Raw genomic sequence first — 24,372 nt, forward strand, 5'->3', positions numbered from 1 at the left:
ATGAGAACAGTACAACTACAACGCGACTCGTCTGGTTCATGGCACTATTTAAGTGAATCAATAACACTTAATAATCCGCTGGTGCTTATTCTAGGAAATCGTTTTCTTCTAGAAAAAGAAAGCGTTTTTGAGGAAGTAAGAGACTTATTTCCTTCAGGGCATCTTGTTTTTGGATCTTCTAGTGGTGAGATTGTAGCTGGAGCAGTAAATGATGAACATATCACCATAACTGCCATAGAATTTGAAAAGTCTTCCTTTGAGATTCAAACATTTAATATACATGAAGTAGGAGATGATAGTGAGAAGGCGGGATCTACGATAATTAAGAAGTTAACTGCAGAAGGCCTTAAGCATGTATTTGTGTTATCTGAAGGAAGTTTTGTAAATGGATCTGCGCTCACCAAGGGAATGCAAGGAGCATTGCCTAATGTTTTAATTACTGGCGGACTGTGTGGAGATGATGCACGTTTTGAAAAAACACTTGCTTCTTATAATGAGGCGCCAAAGGAAGGCGAGATTGTAGTCATAGGTTTTTATGGAGAAACTTTTGAAGCGTCATTTTCTATTTATGGTGGGTGGACACCCTTTGGACCAGAAAGGCTAATTACAAAATCTGATGGTAATATCTTATACGAGATAGATGGTAAACCAGCATTAGATTTATACAAAACCTACCTAGGCGATAAAGCAAAAGATTTACCAGGCTCTGCGCTTATTTATCCGCTCAATGTAAAAAGTGCAGAAAATGACCAGTCATTTGTGCGTACTATTTTAAATATAGATGAAGAGAAAAACGCGATGATTCTAGCAGGAGATGTGCCAGAGCAATCTAAGGTACAACTTATGATGACAAATATGGATAGCATCGCTTCGGCATCAGAAACCGCAGCATTGAGGGCTATGGAGGGAAGGAATAATCCGCCACAATTAGCATTGCTTATAAGTTGTATAGGACGTAAATTAGTATTAGATCAACGTATAGAAGAAGAAGTTGAGGAGGTAATGAGTGTGATAGGTGATGATGTAGTGATAAGTGGGATGTACTCTTACGGAGAGATTGCCCCTTTTTACGGAGAACGTAGTTGTAAATTGCACAACCAGACCATGACAATTACCTTAATAAGCGAGTAAATGAATCCACTGTTAAAAAGACAAATACGTAAATATCTTCCTGACGATCTTAAAGAGCGTGAGGATATGCAGGTCTTTTTTAATGCGGTGGCAGCATCGTATGATAATCTTGACGATCAATTCAAGATGAACCAGCGAGCTATGCAAATAAGCTCAGATGAGTTATATGAGGCAAATAAGCAGCTTAGAGAAGAATCAGAACGCCAGCAAGGTTTATTAATACGTTTACAGTCTGTAATAAATGCTGTACAACCTTTTGGTGAAGAAGATGGAGACATAGATATTGGAGAAACAAATCTAGCCGAATATATAAGCCAGCAGGCAGAGCAACTTATCCTAGTAAATAGGGATCAAGAATTACTTGTAAAAGAGCTTGCATTACAAAACCAAGAGCTCAATGATTATGCACACATTGTATCTCATGACCTCAAGTCACCACTGCGCAGTATTGAGGCATTAGTAAGCTGGCTTAAAGAAGATTATGGAGATGCTATAGGCGAGGAGGGAAAAACACAAATAGGGCTTATAGTAACCCATTTAGAAAAAATGGATGCCCTTATTACAGGAATCTTAAATTACTCTTCTATTGATAAGGAAGTTCGTACAGAGCGAAAAATAGATTTAAATATTCTTGTAAAAGAGACTGTAGATCTCATGCATCTACCAGAACATATTACTATTAATGTACATAAGCTGCCCACTATTCTAGCAGATCGTTTTAAAATTCAGCAGTTGTTTCAAAACTTGATAGGTAATGCTGTGAGTAGTATTGATAAGCCTAAGGGAGTTGTAGAAGTAATTGCACGAAATCTTGATGACGTTTTCCAGTTTGAAATAAAGGATAATGGAAAAGGAATTAATCAGGCATACTTCCATAAGATTTTTCAAGTCTTTCAAAAGCTAGAAAATGATTCTGAAAGCACGGGAATAGGCTTATCTATCGTTAAGAAAATTGTCCATTTTTATGATGGTAAGATTTGGTTAGATAGCACCGAAGGTGTAGGGACCACATTTTATTTTACACTACCTCAAACTACATAATATGGAACAGCCTAATCTTAATTATATAAAGGAACTTTCAGGTGGAGACGCAGGTTTTGAAAAAAAACTTATAGGCGTTGTACAAACAGAATTACCTCAAGAAATCGCCGAGTATGAAGGTAATATGAATGATTCCGCTTTCGCGAAAGCGGCCGAAAACGTACATAAGATAAAGCACAAATTAGGAATCGTAGGATTAGAAAAAGGGTACGAACTGGCCATTGCCTATGAAGATGAACTTAAGGAAGGAAAGTCTACCTTGAAAGAAGAATTTGATAGCATTCTAACCGCTGTAATCCATTTCATAAAAGATTTATAATCTGTAAATTGCATAATAAATCACAAAATATCTAAATGTTGAACTGTATAATTGTAGATGATGAAACTGCGGCACGTACTATCGTATCGCATTTATGTAGCCAGGTAGATGAACTCAATGTAATTGATGAGTTTCCTAATGCAATGCAGGCAATCAAGTTTTTAAATAAGAACGAGATTGACCTCATATTCTTAGACATACACATGCCAGATTTTACTGGTTTTGACTTTATAGATTCGCTCAAAAACCCGCCTAAAATTGTACTTACAACATCAGATCGCGACTTTGCGATAGAAGCTTTTGAGTATGATTGTATTGTAGATTATCTAGTAAAGCCTATAACGCTGCCTAGATTTCTCAAAGCCATGCAAAAAGTAGAGAACTTTAAATCTCCGGTTGCACAAAAAACTGCGTTGCCTCAAGAAGCAAAACAAGAAGAGGCTTCAGAAAAGGAGATGTATGTAAACATAGATAGGCGTCTCATAAAAATTGAGTTTGATAAAGTCTTTCTAGTAGAAGCAAAAGGTGACTACGTACTTATAAAAACCGAAGGAAAAAATTATACCGTACATTCTACACTTAAAAAAATAGGAGAAAAACTACCAGATAGTCTTTTCTTAAAAATACATCGCTCTTACATTATTAATATTAAGAAAATAGTTGATATTGAGGACAATAGTGTCCTGATAGCTAGAGATGTAATCCCAATAAGTCGATCTAACAGACCTGAACTTATGAAGCGTCTTAACTTGCTATAAAACGACAAATTCCATTCGTCTACAGTAAATTACCACTCAACGATACAAGTATCAGTGCGGTCGAATAAATTGAAAATCAGGGTATAAACTGCCTAATTTTGTTTCTATAATCACATCAATAGAAGCATTATGATTGCAAATTTCTACTCTCTTACAAGACAATTAATCGCACTAAGCTGCTTGTTGTATTTATTTACAGCCAGCGCACAAGATGTACCTTTTAATTGTGATTATAGTGCATATTTATTTCAATACAATGACGTGTACGCTATTGACCTTGCTTCTGGAAACTCTTTTCTAGCAGCAAAGGATATCACAGCAGGAAACATTAATGCAGCAGCATATAATCCAGCAGATGGGTACATCTGGGGATACTTATCAAGCCCTGCAAAATCTATTGTCAAAATAGGTAAGAACTTTGAGACTACTACTATCACTATAGATGCATTACCTTCTGGTAACAAGTATGTAGGTGACATAAGCGCTACAGGACAATATTATTTTAAAGCTGGTGGGAGCACATACTACACTGTAGACCTCGACCCAAATTCAGAAACATACACAGAGCTTACTGCAACTGCATCATTAACACAAAGTTTAAATATACACGACTGGGCTTTTAATGCTGTAGATAACCAATTATATGCAGTAGAGAAAGTAACAAACATATTATATAGAATTAACCCAGAAAATGGACAGGTGCAACCTTTAGGTATTGTGCCTATCTTATCAGGGCTTAATTACACTTATGGAGCCGTTTATTTTGATGCATCAGGACGTTTCTACGTATCTGCAAATCAAACAGGGACTATCTACGTGATACAGAGTGTTCAAGACCTTGATGGGATAGGAGTAATAGATTCAAATCTTTTTGCCTTTGGGCCATCTAGTGCAAGTAATGATGGCGCACGTTGCCCTACAGCACCAGTGTTACAAGAAATTTGTGATAACGGAATTGATGATGACGGTGACGGACTTATTGATTGTGAAGATCCATCATGTTCAGGATACGGGATGTGTGCGACTATTGACCCAGAAGCATCTACAGGAAATAAAGGAGGACTAGAAAGTAACAATAGACTGTCTAACGCCATTGCAAAACGTAATTTTAATCGTGCAAAGGAGAGTTATGAGTTTAACAAAGACCTTGCACCACTAGTAGATAAGAAAGAAACCTATGCCGTAAGAACTGCACAGGCCTTTACGCTAGCAGATCTTATCCCACTAGAGGAGATTGATGAAGATTATGTAGTAGAGTCTACACCTACAGATCTTGTAGCTATCACAAATGCAACAGATGTATATGCTGTAGATTATATAAAAGGAGAGCTCTCAACCGCATCTATACTTGCACTTAAGACAGAAAATGGCGTGTATGAGCACACTAAGTATATCTGTGATCGTTTATTAGGAGCAGAGCTTATCTCTGTCTCTACCATAGCAATTAATGATCAACAATTTATTAAGTCCCTCATTAAAAATATAGATGGGAGTGTAGAATTTGTTTTAAGCCTTTCGGCGAAAATGGTAAACAACGAGACTGAGTTTGCTGTAGAAAGCCACTGGAATCTTGATAGCTATGAAGATGATGTAACATTTTACAACTTCCAAATATGGGCAAACTCGATAGATGATTTACACAAACTAGGACAACAAGTTTTGAATCTTCTAGAAGTACAGAAGGCAGTAACTTCATATAATACCTCGACACCACCTACCGTATTTGTAAAAAAAGGAAACTATAACAACGGAGCTTTACAACTAGAAATCATCAATACAAACGCAACCGAAAGTGTAACTTTTGACGCAGGAATAAGAGCAACAGAAACAAGCGAGATTGTAACGACGACATCTAGCATCTCACTTGGCGAAAATTACATCACACAAGTAACCATAGATACTGGATACTTATTTGACATAGGCTTTAGAATAGGCGACGGGATTAATACTCCAGATGATTTATTCTTATCTGACGGGCCATGGGGAGTAGATGCATCTCAAGAAGGGACAGAAGTAGTATCCTATGAGATTTCAGAAAATGAAGAAATATACGGGGATGACACCTATGCTATAGAACGCAACCTGTCACTCACTGCAACTACAAACAGTTATGTTGCGTCATATAGAGCACTTACAGCACGTTTTCAAGCAGTAGATGTAAGCATGTTTAATGCATTACAAATGACAGCAAAGGGAACAGGAAACTTAGAAATCACTTTTGTAAAGGAAAGTATAGAAATCTGGGAAGATCAGTATAAAGCAACAATAGTACTTACAGACAACTATCAAGATTTTGATATCTCATTTGAGAACTTTACAAGTCCGTCGGGAACACCGTTGTTGCTTAATGATCTAGTAACGGTAGTATTTACCATGGTCTCTCAAGATGGAACGATGGTTACAAAGGAAATGGATGTTAATGATATACAATTTGCAAACTCAGAAGTACTCTCAACCGAAGAAAATATAGTGGTAGCAGATGCATTAATAAATTACCCTAATCCATTTATATCGCAGACCACAATACGCTTACCACAATCAAGTGCAACAGTACAAATCACAGTAGTAGATATGCTAGGACGCATAGTAGATGTACAAGATATAACAACAAATAACGGAGGCCTAACAGCAGCCTATAACGCTCCAAATTTACAAACAGGTATCTACACTTATAAAATAATAGATAGTGCCTCACAGCAACACAGTGGCAAGTTTGTCATAAAAAGATAAGTAGTTTTTTGATTTGATTTGATTGATGTTTAGCCATCACCGGGGACGGTGGTGGCTTTTTTTTGTGGGGTGGGGTAAAATGTACTTATGAGCGATAATACTACATTGCTTAGTTCGCTTTCGCGAAAGCATACCTCAAGTATGAGAAATAAAACAATTTCATCGCAGTAATAACTAAGCTCTCAAATAAGCTATTACCTTCAGAGAAGTAGTAAGATCAAATGGCGAAAATTATAGGTTAAGATTAGCTTAGAAGTGCTTACTGAGGGGAGTTGAGCTAGGCTTGTGTTTTAATTGAGTTGTTTGTTTTATGGGGATATTCATTGTAGTTTAGGTTGATTATCTAATGCTTCTTTCACTACTTGAGCAACACTGTCTTTCGTAATTCCTTTGTCATTACAGTATTTACTTTCAAGCCATATTTCCAGTAATTTAGCACCTTTACTAGCATTACAAGACATACAACAAAGTGCAATATTATCAACTCCATTGATTCTTATATCATTAACTATATGTTCCCAAGATTGTTTTGTTTTTCTGGATTTGTCGTCTTCCGTAAACGTTACTCCGCAATAAACACAAGATTTATCTCTTGATAACACTAAGTTTTCTACTTCAATCGGAATTCCCCATTTATTTGCCATATTAATTAATCATAAAGACTAGTTATTAAGTTATTCCATTTTTTAGAAGCAAATAATATTCTTCTATTTGTTAAAACATTAGATATTCTTTGAGCTAAAAGTCCTCCATAAACCATAAGTTCTTGAATGTTCATACTACTTTGAATGTGCTGATTACATCTTGCAGAGTAAAGACCAATATTTTCTATCGAACTACTTTTTTCAGGCATTTGATTTTGTGATAGTAAATGTCCCCATTCATATTTTATATAATCAATATTCCAGTCCGAAGGTCTATTCCAACAAAGAGGTAATTCAGTTCCTTCCACGTGAAAAAATGGTCTGTGCTCTTGAGCCTCAAAAAGTAGAATTACTATTTCTCTTAAAATCTCTCTTTTCTGTTTGTCGAATCTAACATTTGAAAAATCATTCCTAATATGGTTAATTATTGATTTAACTAATCGTTCAGATTCTAAATCCGTTTCATATGCTTGAGGATTCTTATTAATAATTCTTCGGTGTTCCATTAGTTTCATCTGTCAAATTATACTTAACAACCTACAACATAAAGCCAGTGCAGCTCTCTTTATCAATCGAGATTGCAGTCGTGTTAGTTTGATTTAAATATACAATGATTATTGCAGTTCTATGCTTCTTAAAACTAACAGTATACTAACTCTATGAAGAAGTATAATCTGTATGTTATAACAAAAAAAAACGCCCAGCTGGGCGTTTTTTTTTGTTAAATAGCATCTTAAAGATTACATCTTTATAATTCCTTTTTCAAGCACTTGCCATCTCAGTTTTAAGCCTACTTCCATGAATTCAAATCCTGCTGCGGTTGCAGAGGCGATGTTACTGTACTTTCCATAAGCACCCACTTGAAAACGGTTAGATATTGCATATTGTAGTCTAGCTTCTAAGCGAAATAGCGTGGTAGCCTCATCTTCTTCTACTACTTGTAAACCTCCAGCAGCGTTTGCTGCATAGCTCCACTTTCCTGCTTGTCCTGTAAGATCTAGAAACAACTCAACTGCTTGGTATTTTGATGGGCTAAAATATAAGGTAGGTACTTGATCCTTAAAACCTACATACTGGTAATTGATACCACCTTTAAGCGTTGGGTTTTTTGTAAAGTTGTAGTATAAAGAAGTAAATAGTAAGTTACGAGAGTTGCCATCCGTTTGCTGCGTGTGCATAAGACCAGAATACCAACCTAAATTAATGTTTGTTCCCATATTGTAATTAAGGGAGTAGTTATTCATAAATATCTTTTCGTCTAGTAGCGCTGCGTTAAAATCTTGTAACGTTCTGCTATATCCTATCTCTAAATATTGTAGTGGTAGTGGTCTTGATTTTATAAAAACAGATCCATTTACATCGGTGTATTCATTTTCGCTTGCATTTGCTTTTACAAACCCTAGCGTACCTTCTAACCACGTATTATTAATCACTCTATAGTGAGCACCTATAGATGCATCTGTATTATATGCCATCGTATTTGTAGTCATATTTTCAGTAGTTCTATAGTTATATGAGAACACTGTTTTAAATCTACTTGTAAATGGTAGGGTTGCCGTCATTCCAGCAGAGTAAGCTTGGTTATCGCCATTATCAGAAGTGTAGGCAGCTCGTGTTTCAATCACTGGAGCAAGGCTACTTTCTATTGTTTTCATTAACCCAGTAGCATCTTTCTGATTAGGGTAGAAGGTTAAGGTATTTTTCGCGAAAGCGTAAGCCTCATCTAGATTCCCCTGTGCGCGGTATGCATTTGCAATCCCTAGGTTTCCGTCAAAAGAGGCACTGTCCTTCTCGAGGATACCGTTATACACCTCGATACTCTTCTTGAAAGTCCCAGTGTACATCCCTAGCGTAGCTTTGAGTGCAGCGACGCGCTGGTTTGTTGGGAATGTCACTTTTAGATCGGCAATGGCAGTTCTTGCCGTGGCGTATTTTCCGTTCCAGATAAGTGCCTGGATATAGCGCTCGTTTGCGGTAATGATTTTTGTAGTGTCCGCTTTCGCGAAAGCGATACTCTCCTGCGCTAGTGATAAAGCAAGTTTGTCGTCCTTCTGTAAGTGAGCAACTAATGACTTTCCTACCTGAGAAGTTAAGGTATCTGAAAGTTGGCTATACATCGTGTTTGCATTCTCATAATCCTTCTTTGCGATATACGTATTTGCAAGCGCGCTTATGATTTGCTCATCGTTAGGCATATCCTCAAGAGCACTTTTAAGCAATTGTATAGCAGCATCATATTGAAAAGCAGTCGTAAGTTGGTTTGCTTTACCCAAACGCATAAACTTTTTTGACACGGCAGCATTTGCATTACCAGGTTGTACCGTAAGTGCTTTGTTTACATAAGTGATTGCAGCGTCATATTCCTTAAGGTTAGAAAGCGTGTTTGCATAACCGAGTAGGGCAGAGAAGCTTGTACTGTCTTTGGCAACGAGGGTTTCATAAAAGTCCTTTGCAGCGCCAAAATCGCTATCCCATAAAAGAGATTCGGCATAGTTTAAGCCAACTTCAAAATCTGTTGGGTAATCTGCTTTTAGTGTTGTAAATAATAATCTAGCTTCTGCGCTATCACCGCTCAGGCCTAAAGCACGACCGTAACAGAGTCTTGCTGTCTTATTATCTGGATAGTCATTAAGTACTTCTCCAAAAAAAACTTTTGCCTCCTCATATTTTCCAGTTTCTAATAAAGTGAAACCTGCAGACATATCTTGAGCGTATGTTGTTGCACTTAAAAGGAAGACGATAATTAATGTTGCTATTCTCATTACGTTTGTTTTACAGTTGCAAGTTATGGTCATGTATCAAGATTTCAATCTGAAGATAATTGCAACTCATCGACACTTATTGTCGACTGGTGGAGGTTAAGATCTGGTAAAGGGTAGTTTTGAGTTTATAGGTAATAAAAATATTCAATATTTAGCCAAGAACCATCTAATTTTTAGGCTTTTATGTTGCGTTGTAAATAGATAGGTGAAAATAGGGTAGTGATGAGTTTTAGGTAGATGTTGCACACATTTTTCAAATGTGGCTTGCTCTCAATCTAAGATTTGAATTATTCCTACTGTTGCTAACATCTCCTCAAATGTGCCTTCCTCTCCTTCTAAGGTTTGATAAATTCTTACTGTTGCGAACATCTCCCCAAACCCCTCTTCGAAGAGGGGCTTTCCCCAAACCCCTCTTCGAAGAGGGGCTTTCTATTTTTTAACTCCTCCTCTTCGAAGAGGAGGCTGGGAGGAGATGTTTTGAGTTCGAGTGAGAAAAACAACAACTAAGTCAATTACAAACATTCCTCTATTCTATCTTCAATAGCAATAATAACGGCATCTATATCTTTAAACACTTCCTCATTTGTAAATCTTAAGAAGTGTACACCTTTCTCCTCTAGACGACCTTGACGAAGTCCGTCTTCTATGATTTGGTTTTCATGAATGCTTCCATCTAACTCAATAGCAAGACCTATTTCATGACAATAGAAATCGACGATGTAATCTAATAACGGCACTTGTCTATGAAATTCTGCTCCGGTTGCCTTTCTTCTGATTTTATCCCAAAGAGTTAACTCTGCTAGCGTCATATTCTTTCTCAGTTCCTGAGCTCGCTCTTTTAAGTCTCTACGGTATGGAATCAATCTTCGCATTAGTTTTTGTTGTAAATATATGTAAATCAATAAAATAGATATTTTTTTAAATATATTAGGTTGCTAATATCTCCCCAAATGTGCCTTCCTCTCCTTCATACTTCAGTCGTCGGAGGCAGGTTCAAAGAGGGGCTTCATTTTTTTTACTCCTCCTCTTCGAAGAGGAGGCTGGGTGGAGATGTTTTGCGTTCGAGTAAGAAAATCGTTGCTACATCTCCCCAAATGTGCCTTCCTCTCATTCCTAAAGTCATTCGTCGGAGGCAAGTTCCAAGAGGGGCTTTCTATTTTTTTACTCCTCCTCTTTCTTGCATCCAACGAGGGAGGAACGACCGAGAGGAATGCACAGAGGCTGGGTGGAGATGTTTTTTGCGTGCGAGTAAGAAACAGAGAAGTTGAAAATTAAATATTTCACACCCTAAAAATCTATAAACCCTCTCCTTATATAGTAACAAGTTAACCTTTCGCGAAAGCGATATAACCCTAAAACATACTTTAAAGAAGAAATCCTACCACTCGTCTACAGTAAAAATGTGCTCATCGAAATTTCAACCGAAAGCCTCTTAATTGCTTGCATCTTTGTACCAGAATCAAACAACAAACTATTATGGGACTTACAGTAATAAACAACAAAAGCACATTAAGAATAGTGCACAACGCAAGAACGATGTCAGCAGGAGCTACATTAAATGTAGTGCATAGAAAGGTTGATAAGCCAGTTATCCAACTAATGACTTATTAATCATCAATCATGATCGCAATCCAACAAAAAATCAAAAAAGCACTTTCACCAGAGCAAATATTTATGCTCAGTGCCTTTGTAGTAAATGGAGGGAATTACCTCTATAACTTAGGCTTAGGTAGAGTACTAGGACCTGGAGCTTTTGCAGATGCTGCTATATTAATTACATTACTTCTAGTATTATCTTTTGTAGCGATGACTTTCCAACTCGCAGTTGCAAAGTTTACTACAGAGTTTGACGCATCAAAACAAGAAGCTTTTGTAAAAAAAGCTTATAAGCAGGCGACGACTTTTGGAATTATACTTGGAGCGATGATTGTAGTTTTTGCAACATCATTGCAATCGCTTTTTCAAACGGCATCTCCTATAATGTTTACCATTTTTGGTTTAGCAGTTCCACTATATTTTGTGATGAGTGTAAATCGTGGAAACCTTCAAGGACGCAAATCTTTTATTGAACTCTCTGTCACGTATCAGCTAGAGATGGTATGTAGACTTGCTCTTACTTTTGCATTCTTACTGTTTTTCAATATAGAATCCTCTGTAGCAGTATCTACAGCAATAGCAATTTCTTTTATAGCTGGAGTGTTTCCTTTTAAGAAACTCACTTCAAAAAAAGCAATAGAGACAGCACTTACCTCAAAAGAGAGTAAGGCCGTAACTCAGTTTTTTGTACTCACAGCATGTTACGAGCTTACTCAGATCATTTGTAATAATAGTGACATATTGCTAGTCAAGCATTTTTTCCCATCGTATGATGCAGGATTGTATGCCTCACTAGCTCTTATAGGTCGCGTTGTATATTTCGTAACTTGGATGTTTGTAATGTTATTACTTCCTACCGTAGTAACCATGCGTAAAGAGGGTAAAAACTCTGTTCCAGTACTTATGAAGTATGTAGGTTACATCACAGCCCTTGCAAGTGCGATTGTATTATTCACTTTTCTATTCCCATCATTTGCCGTTCAGGTCCTCTTTGGAGATCAATATATGGCAATTGCTCCCTTACTTGGTTGGTATGCTCTTGCCACATCTTTTTTTGCTCTATCTAATATTTTTGCCTACTACTATTTATCCCTAGATCATTATAAGCCTATTGTAATTGCGGCCATTTTTGGAGTGTTACAAATAGTGTTAATCATATTATTCCACGATTCGTTATTTGATGTTGTGTTAGCCCAAGTTGCAGCGATGGGTGGTTTACTTATCGCACAACTACTTTACTTCTGGAAAATGCAAGTAAAGTAAAATATACCCCCAGATTGTAGTTTGCCCTCTTATAGAAGCTATTGCTTTGATAAGAGGGTTTTGTTTTAGCAATACTTTATAAAACTGCTATTGCCATGCAAGCGTCGTCCTTTTAATATGTTCTACATTGATAGAAAATAGTTTTGATAGCATTCTTAAGTGCTGTAATATAGTCTGTTGAGCTATATACATGATAAACCGCCTATTTTCAAAAATCGTTTATCGAAGGTCAAATACCATTCGTCTACACTAATGGTCGAGTAAACGTTTTTGGTCCGCTTTCGCGAAAGCAAAGCCGCATATTTGTACTATCAAAAAAACATAACTACTTAAAAATAAATATCATGGCTTTAGAAATCAACAACATTTACGGAGTAACTTGTATCAAAGGAAAAGTATCTAGCACACACGTTCAAGAAGTAAAAGGATACTTCAAAGCATTACTTACAATACAAGATAATGTAATCATCAACCTATGTGAAGTGAAAAAGGGAACTAAGAAGCTAGTAAGTGTTTTAGAAAACTTACAAGCTGAAATTTCAGAAGAAAAATCACTTAAGTTTTTTAGCTATCCAGAGCCAGCAGTAAAAGAATTATATGCACAGCTAAATAGTGAAGCCAACTATTACCAGGCAGCAGCATAAAAAAAGAATACTACTACAACAACATCAAATCTATATATCATGAAATTAGCAATCGTAACGGCCTATCCACCGAGCAAAGTAACTTTAAACGAATATGCATATCACTTAGTTAAGCACTTTCGTCAAAACCAAGAAGTAACAGAACTTGTACTTCTTACAGATGTAACTCCAGAACAAGCAGATATCACTTTTGAAGAAGATGGATGTGCAATCACCGTAAAGCAGTGCTGGAAATTTAACAGCTTATCTAATGTACTATCTATTGCAAAGGCAGTAAGAACTACAAAGCCAGATGCAGTACTTTATAACCTACAGTTTATGAAGTTTGGAGATAAGAAAGTAGCAGCGGCTCTAGGACTGTTTTCTCCTTGGGTTTCTAAGTTAATGGGAGTAAAAACAACGGTGTTACTTCACAATATTATGGAAACTGTAGATCTTGATAGCGCAGGATTTACATCTAATAAACTTAAAATTAAAGCCTATAACTTTATTGGAGAGATGCTTACTCGTGTAGTTCTTAAAGCAGATACTGTAGCACTTACCATCAGTAAGTATGTAACTATCCTAGAAGAAAAATATAACGCAAAAAATTGCGTACTCATCCCTCATGGAACTTTTGAAATTCCATTAGAACCTTCTTACCAAGCTGCTCCGGGTCCTCTTAAGATAATGACTTTTGGAAAATTTGGAACTTATAAAAAAGTAGAAATACTTATAGAAGCTGTACAAAAGGTAAGAGAAAACACAGGACGTGATCTTGAAATCGTAATTGCGGGAACAGATAGCCCTAACACACCAGGATATCTAGCCGAAGTACAAGAGAGATATAAGCATGTTCCTAATCTTACTTTTACAGGTTATGTAGAAGAAGAAGATGTACCAGTGATATTCTCAGAGAGTGCGATGGTAGTTTTTCCATACACATCTACTACTGGAAGTTCTGGAGTATTGCACCAAGCAGGAAGCTATGGTAAAGCAGTAGTAATGCCAGATCTAGGAGATTTGAGCATCTTAGTAAAAGAAGAAGGATATAGAGGTGAGTTCTTTAATCCAGAAAGTATGCACAGTCTTGCATCTGGTATAGAAAACCTAGTAATGAATGAAACGTACAGAACAGAAATAGCAAAAGCTAACTACAAAGCAGCAACAGCATTACCTATGAGCCGTATCGCTCAGATGTATCTAGATGTTTTTGCTGGAAGAAGTACTACTAATAACGAAGTAATATTGAAGGTAGCATAATTACCGGTTCTTAATAATCAAATAGGCATCGTCTTTCACCCCAAGTGTATTCACAATTCCAAAAAAAGCCTGTTTGTTCTTTCGCCACGGTAATCTACCAGCCACTTCAGTCGGTATGTCCCTAAAGTCGTAAAGTGTCCAAGAGAGATAGTGTAAGCTATCTCTTTTCTGGGTTATATAAAACTCCTTAAAATATGCGGCTTGATCGTCCTCATTAGGTCCTAGAGGATTCCATAATCCGTGATAAGCTGCAAGACCAAATTCTTGCAGAACCACAGGCTTAGTAGTGGCATCTGTAAGTACTTTGTGAGCTGCTGCAAGATCCTCAAGGTCTTTGTAATAATGATAAGAGACAATATCTACTTGCTTTTCAAGATGTAGCGCAGCCTCTGGTGAAGACCACCCTATAGTTACTGGATGCGTATTATCTATAGTCTTGAGATAATCTATCGTTTGACTCAGCCACGATAATACTTCCCGCTCCCCACGACTTTCAAAATCGAGGTTAGGTTCATTTTTAATATCCCAACCTAATAATGCAGGATGGTCTTTTATATGCGTCACGATACTATACAGATGAGCATTTGTAATAGTCCAGTCTTGTATGCGATAATCTCCATAAAAGTCAAAAAGTGTGACTACAACCTTAAGTTTTGCTTTTTCTGCTTCGTCTAGAAGTGAGGTGAGTTTCTCAAGCTTTTCTTTAGGAACACGTGCTTTTCCAAAATCTTCAAAACCTACAAAGACTCTTATGGAATTAAGTTTAAGATCATTAATAATTTTAAAATCTGTAGCGAGTGTGTCCTTACTAAATGTAGGGCCAAAGGTGTCCCAAGGACTTCCTTGTGGGTAATAATTCATACCTTCCAGCATAGCAAGATCTAGAGGGATAGTTTCATTTTTAATTTCGACAGGATGTGAGGCTACTTTTTCAAAATGACGTACCCTCCAGAAGCCATCTTCTAGCAGCAATATAATTTTATAGTCATTATTAAAAGCTCGTTGTACGAGAAATTGTTCATTTTTAAAAACACGCTCTACACCAGTCACATTGCGATCTGTGAGCACTACTAGAGTACCATCTGCACTATAAAATTCTACAGAGAGGTGATGTGTAAGCGTTGTGCTTTCTATATAGGTTTTTGTTTCATTATTAAGAGCTAGTAAGTCAAGAACTTTCCCTCGAGCGCGTTCTGTATAATGGTCAAAAATCCCTGCATCTTCTCCGGTGTAAAAAGCCCTATTTTTTACATACCAAGCATCTAGATAGTCTTCTTCTATACTCGCTAGATTTGCTTCTTCCATAGGTCGTCCAGGGTTTTCAATAGATTCCCAAGTAACTTCTGGCACATAATGACGGTCTTTTGTTTCATCCAGATGGAGCATTTTACTTCTATCTGCACCCGTGTTTAAAAAAGCAATCACCTGACTGATGCCATAGAGCACACCTGCATTTATGAGAATAAATCCAGCCAAAATTAAAATACGATATAGCGTCTTATTACTTTTCAATCTATTAATATTTGGGCGTTGCTTTCTAGTCCTAAACAACGTACTACAACGTCATACGTTCCAGTAGGATAATCTTCTTCTTTTAGATAAAAGGTAGCCTCACCATTTTTCGTTTGTCCGTTGCGGGTTTCTTTTCCTATGGTGACAGATACGTCAATTCCGTTTTGCACTAATTGTCCTAAGTAGCTTGTAAGCGGTCCTACAATCAAGTTTCTTTCTGTTATTGTTGGAGTAGGGATAGAGGTAATGATGGATTCAAATTGCTGTATTATGGAGTTGCTTTGTGCAATACCTGTCACGGCTGCTCTTACATTCCACGTGGTAGGAGATTGTGGGTGTAACGCTTTCGCGAAAGCGTACCCATTAACCGTACTCGCTTTATTCTGCCAGTGGGCACCTGTAGCATCTGTCATATAAAAAGTAACGAGCGTTCCATCTGTCATCACATTGCCATGCTCATCGCGTATTTGTGTACTCTGAAAGCTGATGATCTCGTTGCCATCTGCATAGTTATGATTACTATTTGCTTCTATCTGAAAATTTTGAGCAACATCTGGAAACACATCTGCTACGAGTTCTTTTGACGAGATATTTTCTAGCGTACTTCCTGTGCTTACTCTTCCTGTGCGTAGTGGAGAAGAAATGCGTTTCCACACAAAACCAGAGTTTATAGGATGCTTAGTTGTTGTAATAGCCGATTTAAATTGTGACTTAAGTGCTACCTGAGTATTGTCTGGAAGGGTGTTATCTAGTGTGTCTGTCGGGATACTAACCAGCATGGTGTAGTCGCGCACATTTGCAACAATACTGCGCGGACCAAGATATGTCTCAATAGTGCCTAGTTGGTTTGTGTCTGGTAATAAGGTGAACTGACCTTCTTGAGTGATGTTCTCAGTACTATAAAGGCTATAATTCACGACACCGCTTCGTTTAGTAAAACTAGGCGGGATGTAAAACTGTGCTGTATTATCTAGTAATTCTGGTTTAATAACGATGGTCGCGTAGGTACTTGATAGAATTAGATAAACAGTTTGCTCGTCGAGCGCGATGCCTGTTCTAATTGGTATATACAATCCCTTATCTGTAACTGTTTGATCACCTATATCTTCTAATGTTATTGCAGTATGTTGCACTGTTTTTACTGCAGCTTTATCTGAACATGAACAGAACACCGTGAGCAGCAATAGTGCAACGATAGCAAAGGATGATATGTGTGTGCTACGCTTTATCATTTTGGGTTACCTACATAATTGTTAGTGGTAATTGTAATATATGCATACGGCATATTTTTGATAGGTATAAATGATTGCTCACTTCCAGATGCATTTCTTTGTGGCACCACCTTATCAGATATACTCTGGTTGGGTAGTCCGTTTACAGAAGCTGTTTTTAATCCAGAGGCTACTTCTGTAGGTAAGATATCTGAGTATAATAGCTCAGAAAATGGTCTTTTACGTTGCTGGCGCACACTCTCATCTATATACCTACTTTCTACCCATAGCAATTCTTTTTCTTCGTTATAGTAGCCTATAAGCAGTTGTGGTATGGTCGCTTCTTCTATACTTGTATTGAAGAGGAAACCATTAAGTGTATTTTCTTCTTGCTGCACCTTAGAAAGATCTACTGCTTGATATAAATCTGTGGTAGCAACATTTGCGCTCACTTGTACTTCAAAATTTACAGGGATATCTGTAAGATCAACGTCTGTAAAAGCATCTGGTTCATAGGTAGCCGGTTTTTCTTCTGTGGCAGAAGCCCATGCAATACCTTCAAAATTGATACGGTAAAGTGTAGTCTCCTTAGGTAACAATTTATGTTTAACTACATCCTTAGCATTAAATCTGGCTAATTCTTCATTATTCTCATTGTATATTGCTCCCGTCACAGAAATATCTGCAGGGATATTATCTACATTTTGAATTTCTCCTACGATAGCATAGGTTGTATCTAGTTGCACCAGTCTTGCAGAGAGCACCTCTACAACTGGTTGCTTGAGTACATCCTCATGAAAAGTTTGCTCTGATGTTACAGCCCGTTTTCCGTGGTTATAAAATCTAGTTCCACTCTGTATGAGAAGCTGCTCAGGCGGTATATCTGGATCTACAGTTTTAGGAACGATATACCATTTGCTTCTCTTTTTAAGTAGCTGTAACTCGTCGTGAGTTTCAATTTCTTTAAGTGGTGTAATCCACGTAGCATCCACAATTCCTAAAGCAGTGGTATCTGTTTTTGGGATAATGTCTATGTATAGACTATCCAACTTCGCATATGAACTTAATAAACCATCTGAGACAGAAATCTCTAACATAAATTGAGATAGTTTCTTGTCACTATCTGGATCTAGATAAGAATGGGCACGCTCAAATTCTTTAAAATCTACCGCATCATAATATGCCGTTACCACATTGTTAGCCGAAAGTTGGGTGGTGTTTTTAACATAAAATAAATATCCGCCAAAGGCAATCACAATTAGTAAGATAATAGTCCACACCACAGATGCCCGATACAATAGCGACGGTGCACGCTTGTAAACTGGAGCAAAGGCAAAGTATAATGGCAGCTCTTTTTTTCTTTTAAAGGAGCGCGTCCAGAGCGAACCCAAATGAAGTAAAAAAGCAATGATCACTGTGGTAAATGGTATAATTCCCCACATGAGCTTTAAAACTAGCGGAGCATCTTCTCTAGGTAAAACACTTGGCAAAGGAGCGATACCTGCTTTTTCCCATACCATGATACCATTTTCTAGTAGGCTCAATCTATGCCAACCAGCAAAATAGAGTAGAGGGTCATAAAACTTATCGTTTGAAAAGACATACTTCAAGTGGTATTTTTCTGGTACTGTAAGAAACTGCTGGAGCGATCCTATACCTTCTATACCTCTATATTTTGAGTTTTCGAGACGCTCCACCGCTCTTGTGGTAAGCTCTGGTAATCTTCTAGCAGAGTGATAATCACCATCTACCGTAGTAGCCTTAGTTTGCGCAGATAGCCATGCCATTTGGTCTCCAAAACCTAGAGGTAAATATCTCCATTTATAATGCTCATCTTCATTTAAGAAGTTTACAATAGGAGTCATTTTTATAGCATCTGGCTGACTCGGTCTAAACTTCCCTAAGGTTATCGTGAATATGGCGATAAAGATGAATAAAAGTGATAAGAATGCTCCAGACGCTCTATGCACTAGTGTTCCCCATTTTTCTTGCAAGTAGTCTTTATAGTCACCTTCTACAAAGCGATAACAGAACTCTCCAAAAACGGGCAGCGCCATAATAGATGCCCATAATGTAAAACGATCTAAGGTTAATATATTAAAAGCGTTTTCTCCCAGCATTGCAAGAGGTACCGGAGTAGTTCCGCCGGTTCCTAAAATCAATAACAAGGTAAATGATATCCCAAAAAAGAGTAGTCTTTTACTGTAATACCTATAGAAAAAATAAGGCAGTAAGAACATCAAAAGTCCCCAAGGAATCACAAAGAATACTAAACCAGAGGAGAGCACTTCAAGAAAATTATCTCTAGATCCATGCGGAATAGGTACCTGTGTGATGGGATTATTTTTCGTGTTTACCCAATATGGAAAAATGCAACCTACGATAAGTACGAGCGAGCAAGCTCCAAATATAACAATGCGCCTTAAGTGAGTCCATACCGCTTTCGCGAAAGCGATAATAGTAACCTCCTTTGTACTATTCACCTTTTCTCTTGCAGCATCCATAACCACCATACCTAATAAGGGAAATATAAAAAAGACCATCCCAAATATAGGTGTTACGTGATGTGAAGTAACAGTAACCGAAAGTAATGCAAGAGCTTTAAATAGGTGTCGTTTGCGTGCTGTCTTTACCCATAGATAGATTTCGGGGAGGCAGTGCATTAATACGGAGATACCTATAATACTAGGTAGTTGCCCAAAAATGTGCAGCGTCTCTACGAAAGACGAGCTAAAAACAGCCATTAAAGCAGCATATCCTGCAACCTTTTTATTAGGTATTAAGACTTTGGTAAAGCGATAGACACCAGTAATAAATAGCACAACGCCTGTAAGTGCAACCGTAAACATCCCAAATTTGAGTCCACCTATATAAGACAGGGCACCAATAGTTTGATGTACAAGTGGCGGATAGCCCATGACGGTAAATCCAGTATACCAACTATAACTCCATGGCTCAAACCAGCTCGTTGCATAATGATTTGCAAAAAACAAATGTATAAGCGCGTCATATGTGCGCTCTACAGTAAAGAACATAGCTGTCCCGTGGAAAATCATTCCAAGGAGCACGGCGCTTACTAGGTATTTGTTTGTTTTTGACTGCATTGTTTGGGAGTGAAAAGATACCCTTTTTAATATTCTGAATCAAAGATAGTTCTTTCGATAAATGGTTTAACCTTCGACGAGTGGTAACCGTCTATAGTAAGCCACTAGCCATCGAAAACACTGGCTGTCAACGAGAAAAGCGAGGTATGTTTGTACTGTAAAACAATAACAACACACAAAAACACACATTATGAAAACTGGAATAATCATCCCTTGCTACAACGAAGAAAAGAGACTTAACACAAACGCATTTGTGTCATTCATTAAAGAAAACAGCGATTATCATTTATGTTTTGTAAATGACGGAAGTAAAGATAAAACCCTAGAGGTTCTTTATAGTATGAAAGAACAAGCGCCTAATGCAATAAGCATTGTAGATGTAAAAAAGAACTCTGGTAAAGCAACAGCGGTAAGAGCAGGAGCTAGATTCTTATATAGCAAGTCTACTATCTCTACGATAGGATTTATGGATGCAGACCTCTCAACAGACTTCAGAGATTTTAAGGACCTCGTTAAAACTCTGAAGACTGAGGGAAAGCTCGTAGTATTCGGTTCTAGAAACGCTTTAGGAAGCGGTACGATAGAACGTAACTTTATGAGAAACATGTTTTCAAAATTTGTGAAGCAGTTTATCTTACTAATCTTAGGATTACCTATAAGAGACACGCAGTGTGGAGCAAAAGTATTTACAAGAAGCATCGTGCCTGTAGTATATGACAATGCTTTTACTAGCAGATGGTTATTTGATGTTGAGATCTTCTTACGTCTTAAGAGCTACCTAGGAAAAGATAACACAATGAACAACATCTTTGAGCAGCCACTTATGAGATGGGTACATGTAGATGATTCTAAGTTAGGAATGAAAGACGCTTTACAAATCCCAATGAATCTTACACAAATCTGGATGAACTATGCTTTTCAAAGCAATACAGCAGCCAGTGTTATCCCTACAGAATTTGCATTAGACACGATGTCTCAAGAATTTTCTATAGCAGCATAACAATTACTGTTTCCTAGTCCCCATAAAACATCATTTATCCACATCAAATCTACTATTATGAACATCTATCCAATAAAATTTGAGCCTATTCTTCAAGAAAAAATCTGGGGCGGATCTAAACTACAATCGGTACTTAACAAGAAATGTACTAGCGATACGACTGGTGAGAGCTGGGAAATATCTGGAGTAGAAGGAAATATATCGCAGGTAGCAAACGGATTATACGAGGGAGAATCACTGGTTTCTCTTTTAGAAAACCACACAAGCGAGTTTGTAGGAGCTGCAAATTATGAACGATTTGGAAATGAGTTTCCGTTGCTTATAAAGTTCTTAGATGCAAAAACTAATCTTTCTGTTCAAGTACACCCAGATGATGAGATGGCACAAAGGGATCATAACTCATACGGTAAAACCGAAATGTGGTACATCATGGATCACGAAGAAGAAGCAGAGATCATATTAGGCCTTAAAGATAAAAACGCAAATACAGAAATCTTACGTGATGTAACAGGAGATAACGTATATGATGTATTTAATAAAGAAAAAGTAACAAGAGGTGATGCATATTTTATCCCAGCAGGAAAGGTTCATGCTATAGGAGCAGGAGTACTCGCAGCAGAGATACAGCAAACTTCAGATATCACTTATAGAGTATATGACTGGGATCGCAAAGATAAAGAAGGTCAAAAAAGAGATTTGCATCTTGATCAATCTGTTGCCGCAACAAGAGAATTTTATGAGGAGTGTAAAAAAGAATGCCATACAGATGGTAATACTTCGTCAAATGTGGTTGCTTGCGATTACTTTACAACCAACGTGTTACGAGTTAATAAAGCCTATGAAAAGTCTTATGCAAATCTAGATTCTTTTGTAATACTTATGTGTGTAGAGGGTTGTGCCTCTGTAACCGTAAATAATAAGACAGAAATTGTATTTAAAGGTGAGACCGTTTTACTTCCAGCAAATACTAAAGAAGCTTTTTTCTTTGCAAAAGATGCTCAATTTCTAGAAGTATATATTGATTAATAAATTAAATCTGTACGCAAATTCCTTAGTAAATCTAGGATGTACGTTGTTGTTATTGTTACTTCTATTAGATTAAGCAATATTAAGGTTACGTAGAGATTGTATAATAAATCCTCATTGTCATCGGACTGTGAGGATTTTTTGCGTCATCCTAATTTATTAGAAAGGTCCTAAGTGATTATATGAATTAATAATACTTGTAATAGTTACACTTTCGCGAAAGCGTACCACGATTATGCAATAATCTTATGTATAGAAAGACAAAAGCCCCATACAACGTACGGGGCTCTAACCAAATAAACAAACCAATCAATCAATTATTCCATAATCATTCTTTAAGGGTTAATAGTATTCTTTCTGCGCACTAGTGCAATAAATACTAGTCCAGCAATGAGTATGAAAACAAATGCCATAATAGGCGGAAATAAGCTAGCGCGATGTGCTGTTACTTCAGTAAAATTTTTACCATCTACTCGCAGTGATAAGGTGTGATTGTTATCATCATTAAGTACAAAGTGTTTCTTATTAAACCCATCTTTAAGTAGGATTAATGCACTCTGGCTTTTGTGAATATCAACAAACGCTGTGTTTTCTATAACTGCACTTTGTATAGTGGTAGGCACTCCAATCACTTTAAAAACTACCTTAGTTTCATGCCCTAATTGTACAATGCCGTTTAATAGCAATACTTCTTTATTCTCGTCAAAACGTATATGCAGGTTGTTCTTAATATGAGTAAGAACCATTTCTTTAAACTCCTCTGGAGTAGTATAAGGCGTGTCTGAAAAATGCGTGTTTATCTCTTGCTGAAAAGCAGTGAGAGATGCACTCACTTGTAGCACCCATGTTTGATCTTCTTGCTGCACTAACATTGTAGTGGAAGCGTCTGATTGATGTGCAAGTGCTTTAAAGGAAAAACACAATACGCATAGAACAATCAATAATGATTTTAGTTTCTTTCTAGTTTGCATAAGCTCCGTTTAAACAGTTAATAAAGTTATTTGCTCCAGCTGCATCTACATGGTAATGATATCCTCTCACATCATCCTCATGACCTCTACAAGCATCTAGGTCGCTAGGCTCGTTACCATCACTATTAAGTTGTGCATATAGTCCATGTCCATCAAGTGCATAACCTATCATTGCAGCGTGTCCATCTTCTTGGGCTAGCTGGGTAGTAACTCCTGTAGCTGCATGATAGTGATAACCTGCGTTGAGATTGATATGCCCACCAGCATCATCAAATGGTGCTAGTGTATATGCTCCTAGTATGGCATCTGTAGGTGCAGGTGCGTCAAAAACTACTCCGTTAAAAGCTACACCTCGCTGTGATGGGCCGTTTCCTCCCATAGGACCTCCGCCACCAAAATTAATAGAGCTAGCAACTCGTTGAGGTGTTACAGGGATGAGGTACGTTCTTGTGAGGTCTGCCACGTAAGAGGGCAAACATTCTACACAAAAATTCTCATATTCTTCTCCCACGTTTGGGTTTGCGGCATTTGCACAGTCTTCTAGTGAGTCTGTGGTATAAATATCACCGTTGTCGTCATACATAAGCCATGTGGTGTCATTGTAAAAGGAAGCCATATTCTCAATAAATGCTCCATCTACATCATATACTTGACCGTTTTCTAGCCAGATTCCTCCAGCCTCAGCATCATCTGCAATATTATCTGGACACCATGGGCCCATATTGTGATCTGCTGGTGTACTTGTAACAACAAGTTCGTAGCAATCTGTAGTTACTCCATTAGATAAAGTACACGGTACGGTGGTAATAGTAACAGAATTGTCACTAGTATAAAATAGTGATGCATCTACATCTATTACGACACCATCAGTATCTGTAGTTTCCTCTGTTTGAATTGTATTATCGTCGCTTGAGCAAGAGTTGCATCCTATTAATATCATTGAGGATATAAATAATCCTATGAGTGGTAATTTTGAGAAGTATGACATATTTTTTTGATTTTATTGGTTGAGGTTTTTTCCAAGTTAGATGGGAGTGATGTTTGTTATTTAAAAGCTCTGTGATTACTCACAGAGCTTTTGGCTAATTAAAAACAATTCACTTTTTACATATTACTTTTTTTCCCTGCGTTGTGGTTTTGGTGCTTTTTTAAATTCTTTTTCAGAGATGAAACCATCTTCGTTTGTATCTACTTTATCAAAGTCATTTTTTAGTGGACCTTTGATTTCAGATTTTGCAAGTTTGCCATCTTCATTCTTATCCATTTGCTCCAATAGTTCAGCATAGGTAGGTGGTTTTTTTCTATCGTTTCCTCGTTGTGCCTGTGCCTTTGAAACACTTGCAAATGCTACACAAAATATAGCCGTTATTACCGCCGTTTTAAATTTCATAGTTTTCATATTTCTAGTTTTATGTTAC

21 protein-coding genes are annotated in these 24,372 nt (G+C 37.3%); 11 read left to right on the plus strand and 10 right to left on the minus strand.

Translation table 11 applies throughout. From position 1 onward, the window contains the following. The 5 genes from KRODI_RS11950 (at window position 1) to KRODI_RS11970 (ending at window position 5,979) form a co-directional block, all read left to right on the plus strand. A complete protein-coding gene (locus KRODI_RS11950; protein WP_013751865.1) occupies window positions 1-1,131 on the plus strand; it encodes an FIST signal transduction protein in 1,131 nt (376 codons plus the stop codon). Then, complete coding sequence (locus tag KRODI_RS11955) at window positions 1,132-2,172, plus strand: sensor histidine kinase (protein WP_013751866.1); 1,041 nt, start codon at window positions 1,132-1,134, stop codon at window positions 2,170-2,172. A 1-nt stretch (window position 2,173) separates the two neighbouring features. Beyond that, window positions 2,174-2,491: an Hpt domain-containing protein gene (locus KRODI_RS11960; protein WP_013751867.1), complete on the plus strand. Its 318-nt coding sequence runs from the start codon at window positions 2,174-2,176 to the stop codon at window positions 2,489-2,491. Window positions 2,492-2,529: 38 nt separating this feature from the next. Next, the gene (locus tag KRODI_RS11965) at window positions 2,530-3,249 is read left to right on the plus strand and encodes a LytR/AlgR family response regulator transcription factor (protein WP_041295911.1); all 720 of its coding nucleotides are present in this window, start codon (window positions 2,530-2,532) and stop codon (window positions 3,247-3,249) included. A 129-nt stretch (window positions 3,250-3,378) separates the two neighbouring features. Then, window positions 3,379-5,979, plus strand: a complete 2,601-nt coding sequence (locus KRODI_RS11970) for a DUF6923 family protein (protein ID WP_013751869.1) — start codon at window positions 3,379-3,381, stop codon at window positions 5,977-5,979. A 320-nt stretch (window positions 5,980-6,299) separates the two neighbouring features. Here KRODI_RS11970 and KRODI_RS11975 read toward each other — a convergent pair whose 3' ends face one another. The 4 genes from KRODI_RS11975 to KRODI_RS11990 all read right to left on the minus strand — a co-directional run bounded on the left by KRODI_RS11975 (window position 6,300) and on the right by KRODI_RS11990 (window position 10,257). Beyond that, window positions 6,300-6,623 (minus strand): hypothetical protein, encoded by a 324-nt coding sequence (locus tag KRODI_RS11975; protein ID WP_013751870.1) that lies wholly within the window; start codon window positions 6,621-6,623, stop codon window positions 6,300-6,302. A gap of 5 nt (window positions 6,624-6,628) precedes the next feature. After that, window positions 6,629-7,138 carry a hypothetical protein gene (locus KRODI_RS11980; protein ID WP_041295696.1) on the minus strand — a complete coding sequence of 170 codons (510 nt, stop codon included), beginning with the start codon at window positions 7,136-7,138 and terminating at the stop codon, window positions 6,629-6,631. A gap of 225 nt (window positions 7,139-7,363) precedes the next feature. Continuing rightward, the gene (locus KRODI_RS11985; protein WP_013751872.1) at window positions 7,364-9,385 is read right to left on the minus strand and encodes a tetratricopeptide repeat protein; all 2,022 of its coding nucleotides are present in this window, start codon (window positions 9,383-9,385) and stop codon (window positions 7,364-7,366) included. Window positions 9,386-9,897: 512 nt separating this feature from the next. Beyond that, a complete protein-coding gene (locus KRODI_RS11990) occupies window positions 9,898-10,257 on the minus strand; it encodes an endonuclease domain-containing protein (RefSeq protein WP_013751873.1) in 360 nt (119 codons plus the stop codon). 604 nt (window positions 10,258-10,861) lie between these two features. Between KRODI_RS11990 and KRODI_RS15770 the strand changes: the two genes are divergently transcribed. From KRODI_RS15770 to KRODI_RS12005, 4 genes are all read left to right on the plus strand, one after another. After that, window positions 10,862-10,996: a hypothetical protein gene (locus KRODI_RS15770; RefSeq protein ID WP_013751874.1), complete on the plus strand. Its 135-nt coding sequence runs from the start codon at window positions 10,862-10,864 to the stop codon at window positions 10,994-10,996. A gap of 9 nt (window positions 10,997-11,005) precedes the next feature. Further along, window positions 11,006-12,244, plus strand: a complete 1,239-nt coding sequence (locus tag KRODI_RS11995) for an oligosaccharide flippase family protein (protein ID WP_013751875.1) — start codon at window positions 11,006-11,008, stop codon at window positions 12,242-12,244. A 344-nt stretch (window positions 12,245-12,588) separates the two neighbouring features. Next, window positions 12,589-12,888: a hypothetical protein gene (locus KRODI_RS12000; protein ID WP_013751876.1), complete on the plus strand. Its 300-nt coding sequence runs from the start codon at window positions 12,589-12,591 to the stop codon at window positions 12,886-12,888. A 39-nt stretch (window positions 12,889-12,927) separates the two neighbouring features. Continuing rightward, the gene (locus KRODI_RS12005; RefSeq protein ID WP_013751877.1) at window positions 12,928-14,130 is read left to right on the plus strand and encodes a glycosyltransferase; all 1,203 of its coding nucleotides are present in this window, start codon (window positions 12,928-12,930) and stop codon (window positions 14,128-14,130) included. Here the strand turns inward: KRODI_RS12005 and KRODI_RS12010 are convergent, their stop codons facing one another. Genes KRODI_RS12010 through KRODI_RS12020 form a run of 3 tightly spaced genes read right to left on the minus strand, consistent with a single transcriptional unit; the run spans window position 14,131 to window position 19,957 of the window. After that, window positions 14,131-15,642: a glycoside hydrolase family 2 TIM barrel-domain containing protein gene (locus tag KRODI_RS12010; RefSeq protein WP_013751878.1), complete on the minus strand. Its 1,512-nt coding sequence runs from the start codon at window positions 15,640-15,642 to the stop codon at window positions 14,131-14,133. Then, entirely contained in the window at window positions 15,639-16,874 is a 1,236-nt protein-coding gene (locus KRODI_RS12015; protein ID WP_013751879.1) for a hypothetical protein, read from the minus strand. The genes KRODI_RS12010 and KRODI_RS12015 overlap by 4 nt, the downstream gene beginning before the upstream one ends. Next, window positions 16,871-19,957 carry a membrane protein gene (locus KRODI_RS12020; protein WP_013751880.1) on the minus strand — a complete coding sequence of 1,029 codons (3,087 nt, stop codon included), beginning with the start codon at window positions 19,955-19,957 and terminating at the stop codon, window positions 16,871-16,873. Before KRODI_RS12020 ends, KRODI_RS12015 begins: the two co-directional genes overlap by 4 nt. A gap of 190 nt (window positions 19,958-20,147) precedes the next feature. Here KRODI_RS12020 and KRODI_RS12025 point away from each other — a divergent pair, with 190 nt between their 5' ends. Beyond that, window positions 20,148-20,957 (plus strand): dolichyl-phosphate beta-glucosyltransferase, encoded by an 810-nt coding sequence (locus tag KRODI_RS12025; RefSeq protein ID WP_013751881.1) that lies wholly within the window; start codon window positions 20,148-20,150, stop codon window positions 20,955-20,957. 57 nt (window positions 20,958-21,014) lie between these two features. Further along, on the plus strand, window positions 21,015-21,983 hold the full coding sequence (locus KRODI_RS12030) for a type I phosphomannose isomerase catalytic subunit (RefSeq protein WP_013751882.1): 969 nt from the start codon (window positions 21,015-21,017) through the stop codon (window positions 21,981-21,983). Window positions 21,984-22,318: 335 nt separating this feature from the next. On the opposite strand, the gene KRODI_RS12035 is transcribed toward KRODI_RS12030, so the two are convergent. The 3 genes from KRODI_RS12035 to KRODI_RS12045 all read right to left on the minus strand — a co-directional run bounded on the left by KRODI_RS12035 (window position 22,319) and on the right by KRODI_RS12045 (window position 24,353). Further along, a complete protein-coding gene (locus tag KRODI_RS12035; RefSeq protein ID WP_013751883.1) occupies window positions 22,319-22,954 on the minus strand; it encodes a hypothetical protein in 636 nt (211 codons plus the stop codon). Next, complete coding sequence (locus tag KRODI_RS12040) at window positions 22,944-23,942, minus strand: YHYH protein (protein ID WP_013751884.1); 999 nt, start codon at window positions 23,940-23,942, stop codon at window positions 22,944-22,946. Before KRODI_RS12040 ends, KRODI_RS12035 begins: the two co-directional genes overlap by 11 nt. A 123-nt stretch (window positions 23,943-24,065) precedes the next feature. Continuing rightward, on the minus strand, window positions 24,066-24,353 hold the full coding sequence (locus KRODI_RS12045) for an EF-hand domain-containing protein (RefSeq protein WP_013751885.1): 288 nt from the start codon (window positions 24,351-24,353) through the stop codon (window positions 24,066-24,068). Between the last annotated feature and the right edge of the window lie 19 nt (window positions 24,354-24,372).

This window comes from Dokdonia sp. 4H-3-7-5 (genome assembly GCF_000212355.1).
Taxonomy (GTDB): domain Bacteria; phylum Bacteroidota; class Bacteroidia; order Flavobacteriales; family Flavobacteriaceae; genus Dokdonia.

Bases quoted from the DNA above. Each gene is read 5' to 3' on its own strand.
- KRODI_RS11950 (WP_013751865.1), top strand. From the start codon at position 1: ATGAGAACAGTACAACTACAACGCGACTCGTCTGGTTCATGGCACTAT.
- KRODI_RS11955 (WP_013751866.1), top strand. From the start codon at position 1,132: ATGAATCCACTGTTAAAAAGACAAATACGTAAATATCTTCCTGACGAT.
- KRODI_RS11960 (WP_013751867.1), top strand. From the start codon at position 2,174: ATGGAACAGCCTAATCTTAATTATATAAAGGAACTTTCAGGTGGAGAC.
- KRODI_RS11970 (WP_013751869.1), top strand. From the start codon at position 3,379: ATGATTGCAAATTTCTACTCTCTTACAAGACAATTAATCGCACTAAGC.
- KRODI_RS11975 (WP_013751870.1), bottom strand. From the start codon at position 6,623: ATGGCAAATAAATGGGGAATTCCGATTGAAGTAGAAAACTTAGTGTTA.
- KRODI_RS11980 (WP_041295696.1), bottom strand. From the start codon at position 7,138: ATGAAACTAATGGAACACCGAAGAATTATTAATAAGAATCCTCAAGCA.
- KRODI_RS11985 (WP_013751872.1), bottom strand. From the start codon at position 9,385: ATGAGAATAGCAACATTAATTATCGTCTTCCTTTTAAGTGCAACAACA.
- KRODI_RS11990 (WP_013751873.1), bottom strand. From the start codon at position 10,257: ATGCGAAGATTGATTCCATACCGTAGAGACTTAAAAGAGCGAGCTCAG.
- KRODI_RS15770 (WP_013751874.1), top strand. From the start codon at position 10,862: ATGGGACTTACAGTAATAAACAACAAAAGCACATTAAGAATAGTGCAC.
- KRODI_RS11995 (WP_013751875.1), top strand. From the start codon at position 11,006: ATGATCGCAATCCAACAAAAAATCAAAAAAGCACTTTCACCAGAGCAA.
- KRODI_RS12000 (WP_013751876.1), top strand. From the start codon at position 12,589: ATGGCTTTAGAAATCAACAACATTTACGGAGTAACTTGTATCAAAGGA.
- KRODI_RS12005 (WP_013751877.1), top strand. From the start codon at position 12,928: ATGAAATTAGCAATCGTAACGGCCTATCCACCGAGCAAAGTAACTTTA.
- KRODI_RS12015 (WP_013751879.1), bottom strand. From the start codon at position 16,874: ATGATAAAGCGTAGCACACACATATCATCCTTTGCTATCGTTGCACTA.
- KRODI_RS12020 (WP_013751880.1), bottom strand. From the start codon at position 19,957: ATGCAGTCAAAAACAAACAAATACCTAGTAAGCGCCGTGCTCCTTGGA.
- KRODI_RS12025 (WP_013751881.1), top strand. From the start codon at position 20,148: ATGAAAACTGGAATAATCATCCCTTGCTACAACGAAGAAAAGAGACTT.
- KRODI_RS12030 (WP_013751882.1), top strand. From the start codon at position 21,015: ATGAACATCTATCCAATAAAATTTGAGCCTATTCTTCAAGAAAAAATC.
- KRODI_RS12035 (WP_013751883.1), bottom strand. From the start codon at position 22,954: ATGCAAACTAGAAAGAAACTAAAATCATTATTGATTGTTCTATGCGTA.
- KRODI_RS12040 (WP_013751884.1), bottom strand. From the start codon at position 23,942: ATGTCATACTTCTCAAAATTACCACTCATAGGATTATTTATATCCTCA.
- KRODI_RS12045 (WP_013751885.1), bottom strand. From the start codon at position 24,353: ATGAAAACTATGAAATTTAAAACGGCGGTAATAACGGCTATATTTTGT.